Here is a 15,530-nt window from a genome sequence, read left to right as displayed (position 1 = left end):
CGGGGACGACCGCACTCCCAAGACCTCACGAAACGACCCCACCCCGGGGGCGGTCGGGCCGGTCCGCCCTGCCGGGGCGGAAACCTACCGCCCCCCTGCCCCCCGCAGCTGCAATTCGAACTCGCGAGGATCCGGCGTCGGCGCGCGGCAGGCCCCGTGCTCGCAGACGTACGCCGTCGCGCGGCCGTCCCGGGCCGCCTTGCCCGCGAGGGCCGGGGCCAGGGCGAGCAGGTCGTCCGGCGCGCCGGCGGCGGGCACCCGGGCCAGGACGGCATGGGCCGGCATGACCTTGCGGTAGGTCCGCAGCAGGGCGGCGGTGCCGTCGTCGTCGGGATCGCCGGCGATGACGACGTCGAGGCAGGGGCCGGCCACGAGGAGCTGGGCGTCGAGCCAGCCGGCGAGCTCGAGGCCGCCGCGGCGCAGCAGGTCGTGCCAGCCGGACAGGATGGCGACCGCCTCGTCGCGATAGCCCGACTCGCCGGTCAGGGCCGCCAGCCGCACCAGGTTGCGGACCATCACGGCATTGCCCGAGGGGATGACGCTGTCGAAGTAGTCGACGGTGCGGCCGAGGGGCGCATCGGCCCGGCGGCCCGAGAGGTGGTAGCCGGGGCCGTCGTCCCGCGCGAAATCGACGCGGGCGAAGTCGATCAGCTCGCGGGCGGCCGCGAGATGGCGCGGGTCGCCGCCGTACTGGAAGAGGTCGACGAGGCCGTCGGCCAGGAAGGCGTAGTCGTCGAGGACTCCCTCGCCGGCGGCGCGGCCCTCGCTCGTGGCCCGGCACAGGGTGCCGTCGGCGCGACGGTGCCGGGCCAGGAGGTGGTCGGCGGCCCGGCGGGCGCCGTCGAGGTAGCGGGTGCTGCCCGTGGCGGCGTAGCCGAGGACGAGGGCCGCGATGGTCAGGCCGTTCCACGAGGTGATGATCTTGCGGTCCAGGCCGGGCGGGGTGCGCTGGTCGCGGAAGGCCCGCAGGGCCGTGCGGTGGCGGGGGAAGAGCGCGGCGACGTCCTCGAGGTTGCGGCCGTGGCGGGCGGCGATCCGGCCCAGGTCGTGCCGGCGGGTGAGCACGCTCGCGCCCGTGCCTTCGAAGTTGCCCCTCTCGTCGACGCCGAGCACGTCGGCGAGGATCGCCGCGTCGGCCTCGCCCACGGCGGCCGCCAGATCGGCCGGCGACCACACGTAGTAGGTGCCCTCCTCACCGCCGCTGTCGGCGTCGAAGCTGCCGTAGAAGCCGCCCGCCGGGTCCTGCATCTCGCGCATCAGGAAGTCGAGGGTGTCCAGGCCGGTCGCTGTGAAGTCGGGCCGGTCGAGGGCGGCGCCGCCCTCGAGGTACAGGGCCGCGAGCTGGGCGTTGTCGTACAGCATCTTCTCGAAGTGGGGGACGGTCCAGCGGTGGTCGACCGTGTAGCGGTGGAAGCCTCCGCCCACGTGGTCCTGGAGGCCGCCGCCCTGCATGGCCTCGAGGGTGTGGGCGACGCGGGCGGCCGTGTCCGGGTCGTTCCGGCGGCGATGCCGGTGCAGCAGGAAGCGCCACTTGACCGGGGTGGGGAACTTCTGCTGCTGCTGGAAGCCGCCGTTGACGGCGTCGTACACCTCGCCGGCGCGGGCCACGGCGCGATCGATCAGGCTCGCGTCGAGGGCGGCGTCGGCCGGGGCCGGACCGGCGGGCAGCGCGGCGGCGATGTGATCCGTCACCTGGTCGGCCTGGCGTTCCACGTCGGCGCGCCGGGTGCGGAGCACCTCGTCGATCTGCCGGACGAGTTGCAGGAAGTGGTCGCGGGGAATGTAGGTGCCGCCGTGGAACGGTTTGAGGTCGGGCGTGAGAAAGACCGACATGGGCCAGCCGCCGCGTCCGGTCATGGCCTGCACGGCGTCCATGTACACGCTGTCCAGGTCGGGGCGCTCCTCCCGGTCGACCTTGATGCTCACGAAGTGGGCGTTCATGAAGGCGGCGACCTCGTCGTCCTCGAAGACCTCGTGCTCCATGACGTGGCACCAGTGGCACGACGAGTAGCCGATGCTCAGGAAGACCGGCCTGTTCTCGGTGCGGGCGCGTTCCAGGGCTTCGGGACCCCACGGATACCAGTCCAGCGGATTGTGGGCGTGCTGGCGCAGGTAGAGGGAAGCCTCGTCGCGCAGGCGATTGCCGTGGCGGCGCAGGTCGTCCGGCGAGGCGGAGGGAGGCGGATTCCGTGGGAAGTCGTTGTCGCTGTTGTTGTTGTCGTCGCTCATGGCATCCTGTCGAAGCCGGCCGCAGGGGCCGGCGGTTCGGGCGCGGGGCGGAGGCCGGCGTCGCGTCGTCGCGGGTTCGTCGTCACCCCGACAAGTTAGGTCGGATCGCCGTGGTCGCCACGGCCCGGCCCGCGAAACTCCGGTTTGATTTTGGGTGCGCTGCAGGATAGTTTTTCTCCACGATCGACACCGACCACCTCCCCAGCCCGCAGAGAGTCCGACGGTGATCCACCTGACCGCCAACGCGATCGAGGAGATCAAGCGCCGCCTGGCATCCCGGCCCGCTTCCGGCGCCGTGCGCATCGGTGTGCAGCCGGGCGGATGCGCCGGCACCAAGTATCTCGTTGAAATCGTGGACGGTTTGGGGGAAGATGACCACGTCTGCGAGCAGGATGGGGTGAGGATCCTCTGCGCCGCCGCCGATCTGGAGCGGATTTCCGGCCTGACGGTGGACTGGGTGGAGGCGATCGTGGGTGGTGGGTTCCACTATGACAACCCGAATGCGACGACCCGCTGTGCGTGCGGGCAGTCCTTCGACACGAAGTAGCCGGGCGTCGGGGCCGCAATTGAAGCCCTTGAGGTCCGGTTTTTTCCGTTGTCATGAAAACGGCCGGACACTATTATCGGCCCCGATCCGGCACACAAACCCGCTGTTTGCACGCGAATTCGGCACGTCCCGGTCCGGAGCCACTCCGACCAGGACCTCAACCTTTCAGCGCCGATGAAGGGGGAGAGTCGCTTGGCTCCCGAGAACTTCGACCAGAACCAGGACCGGGGCGGCGCGGACGGCGCCGGCACCACCGACAAGTTCGTCTTCCCCAGGTGGGTGAACAGGCTGCGCGAGCTGACGGCCGTCCTGGCGGCCGGCGGGCTCCTGTACGCCGTGGTGCTCATCACCGGCGTGTTTTCGCCGCAGATGTCGGCCATGGGCTACGCGCCCGAGCAGCCGGTCCCCTACAGCCACGCCCTGCACGCCGGCGAACTCGGCATCGACTGCCGCTACTGCCATCTGGGCGTCGAGACCACGGCCAAGGCCACGATCCCGGCCACCGCGACCTGCATGAACTGCCACGCCTCGGTCCGGACCCAGAGCGAGAAGCTCGAACTGGTGCGCCAGAGCGCCCAGACCGGCGAGCCCATTCCCTGGATCCGGATCCACGACCTGCCCGACTTCGTGTACTTCAACCACGCCGGCCACATCCAGTCGGGCGTGGGGTGCGTGAGCTGCCACGGACAGGTCGACCGCATGGAAGTGGTGGAGCAGGCCAAGCCCCTGACCATGGGCTGGTGCCTGGAGTGCCACCGCAACCCCGAGCCGAATCTGCGGCCGAAGGAATTCGTCACCGACATGCACTGGGTCCCCAACGAGGATCCGACGGTGCTGGGCGCCCGTCTGCGGGCCGAATACGAGATCAACCCGTCCGAGGACTGCGCCACCTGCCACCGCTAGGGCGGGGTGGGCCGGAGAGGTCAGGAAGGTTCCAGAATGTCCGAGAAGAACGTCGTCAGCGCGGGCAGCCCGATCCACAGCGCCAACTACTGGCGCAGTCTGCAGGAGCTGGCCAACACCGACGAATACCGGGCCCAGGTGGAGAACGAGTTCCCCCACGGGGTCGACGCCCAGGGCGACGGCTGGAGCCGGCGCCGCTTCCTGCAGGTCATGTCGGCGTCCATCGCCATGGCCTCGCTGGCGGGCTGCCGCTTCCCGCAGGAGAAGATCGTTCCCTTCGCCCAGCGTCCCGAGGGCGTCATGCCGGGCACGCCCATGCGGTTCGCGACGACCATGGAGCTCGGTCCGGTGGCCAGCAGCGTGGTGGCGACCAGCTACGACGGGCGGCCCATCAAGGTCGACGGCAACCCCGCGATGGGACTCAGCCAAGGGGCGACGAGTGCCTTCGCCCAGGCCAGCGTGCTCGATGTCTATGACCCTGACCGCAGTCAGAAGATCTTGCGGCGCAACGGCATGGGGCGGTCGGGCGGAAGCTGGGACGACTTCCTGGCCTTCGCCCGGGGGGCCGGCAAGGGCCGCATGGCCGTGCTGGCCGGCGCCTCGACGTCGCCGGCGCAGAACGCGCTGCTGGCCCGACTGGGCCAGGCCGGTGCCGGGGTCTTCCTGTGGGAGCCGGTGTGCCGCGTGAACGAGATGAAGGGCGCCAAGCTGGCCTTCGGCACGGCGGCCCTGTGCCAGCTCGACCTGTCCCACGCGCGGGTGCTCGTCGACCTCGACGCCAACCTGCTGCAGGACCATCCGACCGCCATCCGCAACAGCAAGCAGTTCTCGGCCGCCCGGCGCCCGGACGACGGCCACATGAACCGGCTGTACTGCTGGGAGACGACCTACAGCATCACCGGCGGCATGGCCGACCACCGTTTCCCGACGCCCGCGACCCACATGGCCGCGGCGGTTTGGGCCCTCGCGGCCGAGCTCGTGCTGGGCGAAGGCCTGCCGCTGCCCCACGGCGCGGGTGTCGATCGGGCCGCCCTGGCCCGCTGGAAGGGCCACGCGGCCGGCGGCGAGCACCTGTCGGCGGTCGCCAAGGACCTGATGGCCCACCGCGGCGAGAGCCTGCTGGTGGCGGGCCTGCGCCTCGATCCCGAGGTGCACGCCCTGGTCCACACCCTGAACGAGGCGCTGGGCAATGTCGGCCACACGGTCAGCTACCTGCCCATCCAGACGCCCCAGATCCGCTTCCTGCCCGAGCTCGTCGAGGCCCTGAACAAGGGGCAGGTCGAGACCCTGGTCATCCTGGGCGGCAACCCGGTCTACACGGCGCCGGCCGATCTCGACTTCGCCGCGGCCATGCAGAAGGCGACGCATCGGGTGCACCTGGCCACCCACGACGACGCCACCAGCAAGCTGGCGACCTGGCACATTCCGCAGGCCCACTACCTGGAGAGCTGGGGCGACGCCATGGGCTGGGACATGACCCACCTCTCCGTGCAACCGCTCATCGCGCCGCTCTTCGGCGGCAAGACGGCGACCGAGGTGCTTAGCGCGTTCGTCGATCCGACCCCGCGCACGAGCCACGAGATCGCCCGCGACAGCTTCCACGCCATGACCGGCGGCCAGGGCGCGGCGCCCGCGGTCGACGCCGACGGCGGCTTCGAGAAGCGTTGGCGCGCGTTCATCCACGACGGCTTCCGCCAGGACAGCGGGCGCGCCCACGGCGAGCCCCTGGCCCTGGCCGGGACGCCGCTGACGGCGCCGGCCGAGCCGCCGCACCTGTCGGCCGACGACCTGGAGATCCACTTCGTGCACGACCAGTCGGTCTTCGACGGCCGCTTCGCCGACAACGCGTGGCTGCAGGAGATGCCCGACTTCATGACCAAGCTGACCTGGGACAACGCGGCCCTGCTCGGCCCGGCCACCGCCGACGAGCTCGGCGTGAAGCACGGCGACATGGTCCGGCTCAGCTACGGCGGCCGTGAACTCGAGATGGCCGTGTACGTGCTGCCCGGCCAGGCCCGCCACGCGGTGACGGTGAACCTCGGCTACGGTCGCGGCGACGCCGGCCGGGTGGGCCAGGGAGCGGGCTTCAACGCCTACGCTCTGCGCACCTTCGCGCATCTGCACCAGGACCACGGCCTGAAGCTCGCGAAGACCGGCGCCACCTACAAGCTGGCCACGACCCAGGACCATCACGCCATCGACCAGGCGGGCGCGCAGGAGATCCAGAAGCGCGTGCCGGGCCTGGTCCGCGAGGGCTCCCTCGCGGAGTACAAGGCCGACGAGCATTTCGTCGACCATCTCGGCATCCACAGCCCGCCGCTCGAGTCGCTCTGGAAGGAGTGGGAGTACAACGGGCACAAGTGGGGCATGGCCATCGACCTGAACCTCTGCAACGGCTGCAACGCGTGCGTGATCGGCTGCCAGGCCGAGAACAACATCGCCGTCGTGGGCAAGGACGAGGTCTCCCGCGGTCGCGAGATGTCGTGGGTGCGCCTGGACCGCTATTTCATGGGCGATCCCGACGACCCGAAGGTGGCCCAGCAGCCGGTGGCCTGCGCCCAGTGCGAGATGGCGCCGTGCGAGCAGGTGTGCCCCGTCGCCGCCACCATGCACACCCGCGAGGGCCTGAACGCCATGGTCTACAACCGCTGCGTCGGCACCCGCTACTGCTCCAACAACTGCCCCTACAAGGTGCGGCGCTTCAACTGGTTCAACAACTTCGAGGACCTCACGGAGACCCAGCGCCTGGTGCTGAACCCGGATGTCACCGTGCGCGCCCGCGGCGTCATGGAGAAGTGCACCTACTGCGTGCAGCGCATCGAGGGCGCCCGCGTGGCGGCGCGCACCGAGGGCCGGGCCATGCGCGACGGCGACATCACGCCGGCGTGCCAGCAGACGTGCCCGTCGGACGCCATCGTGTTCGGCGACCTGAACGATCCGGAGAGCCGGGTCAGCAAGCTGCGCGAGCACAGCCGGTCGTACGACCTGCTGAACTACCTGAACCTGAAGCCCCGGACCTTCTACATGGCCCGCATCCGCAACCCGAACCCGGCCATCACGCCGGTGGCCATGCACGATGGCGGCCATGGCGGCGGCCACGGCGGTGGTCAGGAGACGGGACAGGATGCCGGCCACGCGGGGCAGGGCCACGGATAGAAAGGCCGCCGGGCCCACGGGGCCCGCCGGACGACGACAGGATCGGAAAGAGCGTTCCCGGGACACGGTCCCCAACGGAGCTGGAGCCTGAAACATGAAATCGTCGGTCACCGACCCTTTCGACAACACCATCGATGACCCGACCACACCGGTCGAGCTCGTCATCGGGACCCATGACCTCACGACGGTCACCAAGGTCGTGTCGGACATCGCGCTGGAGCGGAAGACCCCGCTGGCCTGGTACGCGGCGTTCGCCTTCACGACCGGCCTGACGGGCATCATGTTCCTGATGATCGGCTACCTGTTCATCAAGGGTGTCGGCGTCTGGGGCCTGAACAATCCGGTCGGCTGGGGCTGGGCCATCGTGAACTTCGTGTTCTGGGTCGGTATCGGCCACGCGGGCACGCTGATCTCGGCCATCCTCTTCCTGCTGCGCCAGAAGTGGCGGACGGGCATCAACCGCTTCGCCGAGGCCATGACGATCTTCGCGGTCATCTGCGCCGGGATCTTCCCGGGCATCCACGTCGGCCGCGTCTGGGTGGTGTACTGGCTGTTCCCGATCCCGAACTACCAGTCCATGTGGCCCAACTTCCGCAGCCCCCTGCTGTGGGACGTGTTCGCCGTCGGCACCTACGCCACCGTGTCGCTGCTCTTCTGGTACATGGGCATGGTGCCCGACCTGGCCACCTTCCGCGACCGGGCGCGCGGCCGCATCCAGCAGATCGTGTACGGCGTGCTCTCCCTGGGCTGGAACGGCAGCCACCGCCACTGGCACCGCTACGAGAAGGCCTACCTGCTGCTGGCCGGCCTGGCCACGCCGCTGGTGCTCTCGGTGCACTCGGTCGTGTCGTTCGACTTCGCCACCGCGCAGCTGCCCGGCTGGCACACGACGATCTTCCCGCCGTACTTCGTCGCCGGCGCCGTGTTCTCCGGCTTCGCCATGGTGGGCACCTGCCTGGTGCCGGCCCGCAAGTGGTTCGGGCTGGAGAGCATCATCACGAAGCACCACCTCGAGAACATGAACAAGATCATCCTGGCGACGGGTTCGATGGTCGGCTTCGCCTACGCCACCGAGTTCTTCATCGCCTGGTACGGCGGCAACCCGAACGAGAGCTTCGCGTTCATCAACCGCGCCTTCGGCCCCTACGCCTGGGCGTACTGGATCATGGTCAGCTGCAACGTGATCACGCCGCAGCTCTTCTGGTTCAAGAAGGTCCGGACCAGCATCCCGGTCATGTGGGTGATGTACATCTTCGTGAACATCGGCATGTGGTTCGAGCGTTTCGTGATCACCGTCTCGTCGCTGAGCCGCGACTTCCTCCCGTCGGCGTGGGCCTACTACGACCCGACCATCGTCGACATCCTGACCTTCGTGGGCAGCTTCGGCCTCTTCTTCACCCTGGTGCTGCTGTTCATCCGCTTCGCACCCATGGTGGCCATGGCCGAGGTCAAGACCGTGATGCCCATCGCCGACGCCCACAGCGGCGAGCGGCGCTCGGTCGGCGACTACCACGGCGACATCCCGAAGCACGTGCGCGACGGAGGTGCGAAATGAGCGACCGGACCTACGGCCTGATGGCGGAGTTCGACAGCGCCTCGGTGCTGATGAAGGCCGTCGAGAAGACCCGCGACGCGGGCTTCACCAAGTGGGACGTGCACACGCCGTTCCCGGTCCACGGCATGGACGACGCCATGGGCATCCGCGGCACGCGCCTGCCCTTCCTGGTGCTGGGCGGCGGCCTGACGGGCCTCGGCCTCGCCACCCTCATGCAGTGGTGGATGAACGCCGTCGACTACCCGTTCATCATCTCGGGCAAGCCGCTGTTCGGCATCCCGGCCAACGTGCCCATCATGTTCGAGCTGACGGTGCTCCTGAGCGCGTTTGCGGCGTTCTTCGGCATGTGGATCCTGAACGGCCTGCCGCGCTGGTACCACCCGCTGTTCACCAGCGCGCGGTTCCGGCGCGCCACGCAGGACCGGTTCTTCATCGTGATCGAGGCGAAGGATCCGAAGTACGACGCGACGCGGACCCGCCAGTTCCTCGAGTCGCTGGGCGGCGCGGTCGTCGAGCAAGTCAACGAAAGTGCGGAGGACTGACAGATGCCACGCCCGATCCTGTACGTGCTGCTGCTGCTGGTCGCGCTGAGCCTGATCCCCATGGGCCTGGTGTACAAGTCGCGGCACTCGCTGAAGTCCCAGCCGCGCATCCAGGTCGTCTACGACATGGACGACCAGGTGAAGTTCAAGACGCAGACGGTGAACCCCTTCTTCGCCGACGGCCAGTCCATGCGGCACCATCCGGCCGGCACCGTGGCGCAGGGCCGCCTCGAGGCCGACGACGCGTTCTTCCAGGGCCGCGTGCCGGGCGACACGCTCTTCGTGACCACCTTCCCGGTCGAGGTGACCCGCGAACTCATGTACCGCGGGCAGGAGCGCTTCAACATCCACTGCGCCCCGTGCCACGGCGCGTCGGGCAACGGCAACGGTCTGGTGAACATGAGGGCCGCGGCCCTGGCCGAGGGCACCTGGACGCCGCCGACGGACCTGACGAGCCAGACGGTCGTCGACCGTCCGGTGGGGCACATCTACAACACGATCAAGCACGGGATCCGGAACATGCCGGCCTACGGGCCGCAGACGACGCCGGAAGACCGCTGGGCCATCACGGCCTACGTGCGGGCGCTGCAGCTGTCCCGCAACGCGAGCATCGAGGACGTCCCGGCCGAGGCCCGGGCCGCCCTGCGCAAGTAAACGGTCCGGTCGGCGCGACCGGCCCAGCATGGGAGACTGAATTGGCTCACCACCATGTTCCCCGCTTGGAAGACACCAAGACCACGCTCGAGGGTCTCGGGTCGAAGGTGTTCGGCATCAGCGCGCTGATCGGCGTGATCGGCCTGGCCGCCACGGCCGGACTCGGCGCCGCGGTCGGCGACGGCTTCCGGCACTTCGCCTTCGCCTATCTGGTGAACTTCGCCTTCTTCCTGGCCATCAGCCTGGGCGCCCTCGTCTTCCTGCCGATCATGTACGTGACCCGCGCGAGCTGGAACGTCGTCATCCGGCGCCTGGCCGAGGTCATGGCCGCGGTGATGCCGCTGCTGGCGGTGCTGGCCATCCCGGTGATCCTGCTGGCCGGCAAGGTGTACGGCTGGAGCGATCCGGTGGTCGCCGCGAGCCACGCCATGCACCACAAGGCGGGCTACCTGAGCCAGGGCGCCTTCACCCTGCGCTGGGTGATCTACTTCGCGATCTGGAGCGGCTACGGCATGTTCTTCTGGCGCACGTCGGTGGCCCAGGACGCCGACGGCGACCTCAGGCACACCCGGAGGCTGGAAAACTTCTCGGGCTTCTCGCTGATGGCCTGCGCCATCACCATCGCCATGGCCGGCTTCGACCTGCTCATGAGCGTCGACCCGCTGTGGTTCAGCACCATGTTCGGCGTGTACTACTGGGCGGGCGGCTTCGTGAGCTTCTTCGCCGTGCTCACGCTGATGACCCTCGGCCTGCAGAACAGCGGCCGCATGCAGAAGATCGTCAGCCCCGAGCACTTCCACGACTTCGGCAAGGCCATGTTCGCCTTCACGTTCTTCTGGGGCTACATCGCCTTCAGCCAGTTCATGCTGTACTGGTACGCGAACATCCCCGAGGAGACGAGCTGGTACATGCTGCGCACGCGGCACGGCTGGGACCTGATCGCCTACGGCACGCTCTTCGCGACCTTCGTGCTGCCCTTCGCGGGCCTGGTCTCGCGCTTCACCAAGCGGAGCCGCAAGCTGTTGGCCTTCTGGGCGCTGTGGATCATCGCGGCCCAGTGGCTGAACCTGTACTGGGTGGTCATCCCCTCGTTCAGCGAGAGCCTGACCTTCCATCCCATGTACGTGACCGGATTCATCGGCGTCGGCGGCATCTGGCTGGCCGGCGTGGCGCGGCTGGCGAGCGGCAACTCGCTGGTGCCGACGCGGGATCCGCGACTCGAGGAATCGCTGCGTTTCGAGAACGCCTAGAAGGAGATGCGCATGGCCTCGGCCGAGAACAAGAAGACCGGATTCGACACGCCCGCGGTGGTGCTGGGCGGGCTGGCGGCGATCGCGTTCGTCATCGCCCTGTCCCTGTTCCTGATGGGGGGCTGGAACGCCGCCCGGAACCGCGAGATCGCGGCGAAGATCTACGCCGCCGACATCAGCGAGGAGTCCCGCACCCTCCGGGCCGAGCAGCAGGGACTGCTCGCCGAGAAGGTGCGGTACCTCGACGAGGAAGCGGGCAGGCTGTGCATGCCCATCGAGGACGCCATGGAACGAGTCGTGGCCCGGGAGCAGGGACGCTAGGTCCGGCCCGGCCGGCGGGAAGGCCCGCCGCGACCCCAGAATGACCCGACCGTCGCTGGGACGGCACGAAAGAGGTAACGGTTTGATCGGCAGCGCCAATACGACAGCCTGGTTCCCCGAGGGAGCCTCGACCCACGCCGCCGGCGTGGACGGCGCCTTCCTCGGCATCTACGTCCTGGCCATCTGCGCCCTCGTGGTGACGGCGGGCCTGGCGATGGTCTTCGTGCGCACCTTCCTGCGCAGGGACGGCGATCCGGAGCGGATGCCGGCCGGCAGCAACAACAAGCTGTGGCTCGGCCTGTGGGTGCTCGGGGCGGTCCTGCTGGCGGGCTTCGCCTTCCAGTCGGGCCTGCCCGCCTTCGTCGACCAGAACGTGGCGCCCTACGGGGCCTACACCGTCGGCGTCACGGCCCGCGAGGGAGCCTGGGACTTCACCTACCCGAACGGGCACGTGGCCGACACGCTGCGCGTCGAGGTGGGGCGGCCCACGCGCCTGGTCATGACCAGCGCCGACGTGGCCCAGGGCATGGCGATCCCGGCCCTGCGGGTGCAGCAGACCATCTTCCCGGGACGCACCACCGAGGCCTGGTTCGAGGCCACGGCCGCCGGCGACTTCCCCATCTACAGCGACGCCTCGAGCGTCGCCACCCAGGACAGCCTCACCGCCCGGCTGCTGAGCCTGTCGACGACCGACTTCCAGGCCTGGCTGGCCACGGTCGAGGACATCTTCGCCGGACGCACCCTGGCCGAGGTGGGCGAGCTGCTCTACACCAAGCAGGGCTGCATGGCCTGCCACACCCTCAACGGCGCGCCGCTGGTGGGGCCGTCGTTCCAGAACATCTACGGCCACGAGGTCGAGTCGACGGACGGGCGCAAGGCCGTCGTCGACGCCGCCTACATCAAGGAGTCGATCCTGACCCCGAACGCGTTCGTGGTCGCCGGCTTCCAGCCCGTGATGACGCCCTACGCCGGCAAGCTCGACGACCGCGAGATCGAGGCCATCACCGAGTTCCTGAAGTCCCTGTCCGACCACGTCGAGCCGGCCGGCGATGCCGCCGCGGACGAGGCTCCGGCCACGGACGGGACGAGCGAAGACGCCCAGGAGGAGAAGTAGATGCACGACGTGTTCCCTTCGGCCGCCGAACAGGTGCGCAGGAGCTTCCTGGGCGGGCCCCACGGCTCGGGGGCGTGGTTCGCCTCCACCGACCACAAGCGCATCTCGCTGATGTTCATGGGCTGGACCATGGGCGCCTTCCTGCTGGGCATGATCCTGGCGATCCTGCCGCAGGTGAAGGCCGTCGGCGGGCCGGGCATCGGCAACCGCATCCTGCTCGAGACCGTCACCTATCTGCGGATCGTGCTGGTCATGGGCTGGCTCGTGCCGGTGCTGCCGGGCGTGATCGGCCACTTCGTGCTGCCTCTGCAGCTCGGCGCGCGCAACATGGCCCTGCCGGGCCTGGCGCAGGCCTCCCTGCGCACCTACGCCGTCGGCCTGATCCTGATCGTGGCCAGCATGGTCCTCGGCCCGGTCAGCTCGGGCTGGACCCTCGACTCGGGCCTGGCGCTGCTCGATCCGGGCGCCTTCGGCGTGCTGGCCGTGGGCCTGGCCCTGATGGGCATCTGCTGGTTCGCCATGGGCGTCAACTTCGTCGTCACCGTGCACCACGCGCGGCGCGAGGGCATGGGCTTCTTCGACATGCCCCTGACGGCATGGGGCTTCTATCTCGGCGGCTACCTGCTCGTCGTGGCCGGCGGCATCTTCACCATCGTGGTGCTCTACCTGGCCGGCAGTCGCCTGTCCGGCTCGGGCATGTTCGGCCCCGAGGCCGACCCCATGGCCTGGCGCACCTACTTCTGGGTCGCCATGCGGCCGGCGGCGTACTTCGCGCTCGTGCCCGCCGCGGGCCTGGTGAGCGACGTCATCAGCGGCGTGGCCCGCCGGGACTCGAGCGGCTACCGCACCATCGTGGGCTCGCTCATCGCCCTGACCGGCCTGGGCGTGGTCAGCTACGGCGCCAACCTCATCGGCAACGGCCTGACGCCGGGCGGGACCCTGGTCTTCGGGTTCATCAGCCTGCTGGCGGCGGTGCCGGTGGCCCTGATCGCCTTCACCTGGCTGTCGACCCTGTACCGCGGCTCCATCGCCTGCGCCTCGCCGACGACCTACTCGGTGGCCTTCATCCTGAACGCGGGCTTCGCGGCGGTGCTCGGCCTGTTCATCGCCAGCCCGGCGGTGGGCCAGTACCTCGGCGCCACCATGTTCGCCTCGACCCAGCTCGACTACGTCATGTGGGGCGGGGTCCTGTCGGCGTTCTTCGCGGGCGCCCACTTCTGGTGGCCCAAGATGATGGGGCGGCGCTACAACGACGAGGTGGCCCGCATCGGCGCCATCATCTACCTGATCGGGATCAACCTGGCGCTCGTGCCGCAGCTGGTGATGGGGGCCCAGGGCGTCCCGGCCGGCTTCGCCGGCGTGGTGCCGGTGACCCTGAAGCTGGCCGAGATCAGCTCGCTGGGCTGGCTGTGCGTCTATTCCGGCCTGGCCGTGGCCGCGGGCAACCTGCTGGTCACCCTCTGGGGCGACGCCGCGGCCGAGCAGAATCCGTGGGGCGCGACGTCCCTCGAATGGACGGTCCCGTCGCCCCCGCCGGAAGGCAACTTCGACGAGGCTTGATTTCCTAAGTTGATTCATGATAATCAATTCAAGAAGAGGACTTCCGGATGAAGTCCTCTTCTTTTGCTGGGAAATTCACAGGTTGTGTTATAGGATTGGCAGGTTGAGTTCTCTTCCGGGAGGTATGTCGTGTCCGCCAGTTCACCGAAATCGCCCCGCCGCCGTCGCCTGCCGGCTTCCTACTACAACGCGACGACCCTGATCGGGGCGCTGGTCGCCGCGCTGGCCCTCGGCCTGATCGCCTTCATGATCATCCTCGAGGCGACCGCGTCGGACCACAATCCCTACGTGGGCATCGTGGCCTTCGTCATCCTGCCGGCGTTCCTGGTGCTCGGCCTGGCCATCGCCATCTTCGGCATCGTGCGCCAGCAGCGCCGCCGGCGGCTCGGCCTGCCCAGCACCGAGAAGCTGCCCACCATCGACTTCAACAACCCGACCCACATGCGGGCGACGCTCGTCCTGGGCATCGGCGGCGTGCTGTTCGCGGCCATGAGCGGCTTCGGCACCTACAAGGCCTACGAGTACACCGAGAGCGACGAGTTCTGCGGCACCATGTGCCACGAGGTGATGGAGCCCGAGTACACGGCCTACTCCGTCTCGCCGCACGCCCACGTGGGCTGCGTGAAGTGCCACATCGGGCCGGGAGCCGAGTGGTTCGTGAAGGCGAAGATCTCCGGCCTGTACCAGGTCTACGCCGTGCTCTTCGACAAGGTGCCGCGGCCCATCGAGACGCCCATCGCCAACCTGCGCCCCTCGCGGGACACCTGCGAGCAGTGCCACTGGCCGGCCCACTTCTCCAACGACAAGCTCGTGATCCACGACTACTACGGGTACGAGGAGGAGAACACCCACTGGAAGCTGCACCTGCTGATGAAGATCGGCGGCGGCACCGAGATCGGCCCGACCCACGGCATCCACTACGAGCACATCTACGACGCCGAGACCATCGAGTACGTGGCCACCGACGAGAAGCGCACCGAGATCCCCTGGGTCAGGGCCACCGACCGCGACGGCAACGTGCGCATCTTCCGCGACAACGAGGCCGACTTCGATGACGCGCAGGTGGCGGACCACGAGATCCGCACCATGGACTGCATCGACTGCCACAACCGGCCGACGCACCACTACAACCCGCCGGCCCGCCTCGTGAACGAGGCCATGGCCCTCGGCCACATCGATCCGGCCCTGCCCGGCATCAAGACCGTGGCCGTGGACCTGCTCAGCGAGGAGTACGAGTCGACGCCCGAGGCCTTCGCCGCCATCGAGACCGGCATCCGCGAACACTACGCCGAGGCCGACGCCGAACTCGCCGCCGCCAGGGCCGCGGAGATCGAGCAGACGATCGAGACGACGAAGCGCCTCTTCGACACCAACATCTTCCCCGAGATGAAGGTGAACTGGCGCGACTTCCCCGACCACATCGGCCACCTCAACACGCCGGGCTGCTTCCGCTGCCACGACGGCAACCACGAGACCGAGGACGGCCAGGTCATCAGCCGCGACTGCAACATCTGCCACACGATCATGGCGCAGGAACGCAAGGACGGCGCGAAATACGTCTCGCTCGAGAGCGTGGAGTACGTGCATCCGGAGGACATCGACGGGGAGTGGAAGGTGACGGACTGTTCGGAGTGCCACGGGGGGTAGGCGGTTCCCGACCCTGCACAACGCGCGACGCCGGGTGAAAGGCAGAAACACC

The 15,530-nt window shown here is 68.9% G+C and carries 12 protein-coding genes; 11 read left to right on the top strand and 1 reads right to left on the bottom strand.

Translation table 11 applies throughout. The annotated features are described in order from the left end of the window. Positions 1-84 precede the first annotated feature (84 nt). Positions 85-2,229: a thioredoxin domain-containing protein gene (locus tag KDM41_13235; GenBank protein MCB1184391.1), complete on the bottom strand. Its 2,145-nt coding sequence runs from the start codon at positions 2,227-2,229 to the stop codon at positions 85-87. Between the two features lie 223 nt (positions 2,230-2,452). On the opposite strand from KDM41_13235, the gene KDM41_13230 reads away from it, so the two are divergent. The 11 genes from KDM41_13230 to KDM41_13180 all read left to right on the top strand — a co-directional run bounded on the left by KDM41_13230 (position 2,453) and on the right by KDM41_13180 (position 15,478). Further along, positions 2,453-2,776 carry an iron-sulfur cluster assembly accessory protein gene (locus KDM41_13230; protein MCB1184390.1) on the top strand — a complete coding sequence of 108 codons (324 nt, stop codon included), beginning with the start codon at positions 2,453-2,455 and terminating at the stop codon, positions 2,774-2,776. A gap of 174 nt (positions 2,777-2,950) precedes the next feature. After that, the gene (locus tag KDM41_13225) at positions 2,951-3,679 is read left to right on the top strand and encodes a cytochrome c3 family protein (protein MCB1184389.1); all 729 of its coding nucleotides are present in this window, start codon (positions 2,951-2,953) and stop codon (positions 3,677-3,679) included. A 36-nt stretch (positions 3,680-3,715) separates the two neighbouring features. Continuing rightward, positions 3,716-6,835, top strand: coding sequence for a TAT-variant-translocated molybdopterin oxidoreductase (locus tag KDM41_13220; GenBank protein MCB1184388.1), 3,120 nt, complete (start codon positions 3,716-3,718; stop codon positions 6,833-6,835). A gap of 94 nt (positions 6,836-6,929) precedes the next feature. After that, positions 6,930-8,390 (top strand): polysulfide reductase NrfD, encoded by a 1,461-nt coding sequence (gene nrfD / locus KDM41_13215; protein ID MCB1184387.1) that lies wholly within the window; start codon positions 6,930-6,932, stop codon positions 8,388-8,390. Continuing rightward, positions 8,387-8,932, top strand: a complete 546-nt coding sequence (locus tag KDM41_13210) for a DUF3341 domain-containing protein (GenBank protein MCB1184386.1) — start codon at positions 8,387-8,389, stop codon at positions 8,930-8,932. Before nrfD ends, KDM41_13210 begins: the two co-directional genes overlap by 4 nt. Before the next feature lie 3 nt (positions 8,933-8,935). Next, positions 8,936-9,586, top strand: a complete 651-nt coding sequence (locus KDM41_13205) for a cytochrome c (protein ID MCB1184385.1) — start codon at positions 8,936-8,938, stop codon at positions 9,584-9,586. A 65-nt stretch (positions 9,587-9,651) separates the two neighbouring features. Then, entirely contained in the window at positions 9,652-10,836 is a 1,185-nt protein-coding gene (locus KDM41_13200; protein ID MCB1184384.1) for a quinol:cytochrome C oxidoreductase, read from the top strand. A gap of 12 nt (positions 10,837-10,848) precedes the next feature. Beyond that, the gene (locus tag KDM41_13195; protein ID MCB1184383.1) at positions 10,849-11,157 is read left to right on the top strand and encodes a hypothetical protein; all 309 of its coding nucleotides are present in this window, start codon (positions 10,849-10,851) and stop codon (positions 11,155-11,157) included. An 82-nt stretch (positions 11,158-11,239) separates the two neighbouring features. Continuing rightward, entirely contained in the window at positions 11,240-12,271 is a 1,032-nt protein-coding gene (locus KDM41_13190; GenBank protein MCB1184382.1) for a c-type cytochrome, read from the top strand. After that, positions 12,272-13,831, top strand: a complete 1,560-nt coding sequence (locus tag KDM41_13185) for a cbb3-type cytochrome c oxidase subunit I (GenBank protein ID MCB1184381.1) — start codon at positions 12,272-12,274, stop codon at positions 13,829-13,831. Between the two features lie 129 nt (positions 13,832-13,960). Beyond that, positions 13,961-15,478: a NapC/NirT family cytochrome c gene (locus tag KDM41_13180; protein MCB1184380.1), complete on the top strand. Its 1,518-nt coding sequence runs from the start codon at positions 13,961-13,963 to the stop codon at positions 15,476-15,478. The last annotated feature ends 52 nt before the right edge of the window (positions 15,479-15,530 follow it).

This window comes from bacterium, from assembly GCA_020440705.1.
Taxonomy (GTDB): Bacteria; Krumholzibacteriota; Krumholzibacteriia; order LZORAL124-64-63; family LZORAL124-64-63; genus JAGRNP01.
This window is presented reverse-complemented; position numbering and strand designations above follow the sequence as displayed.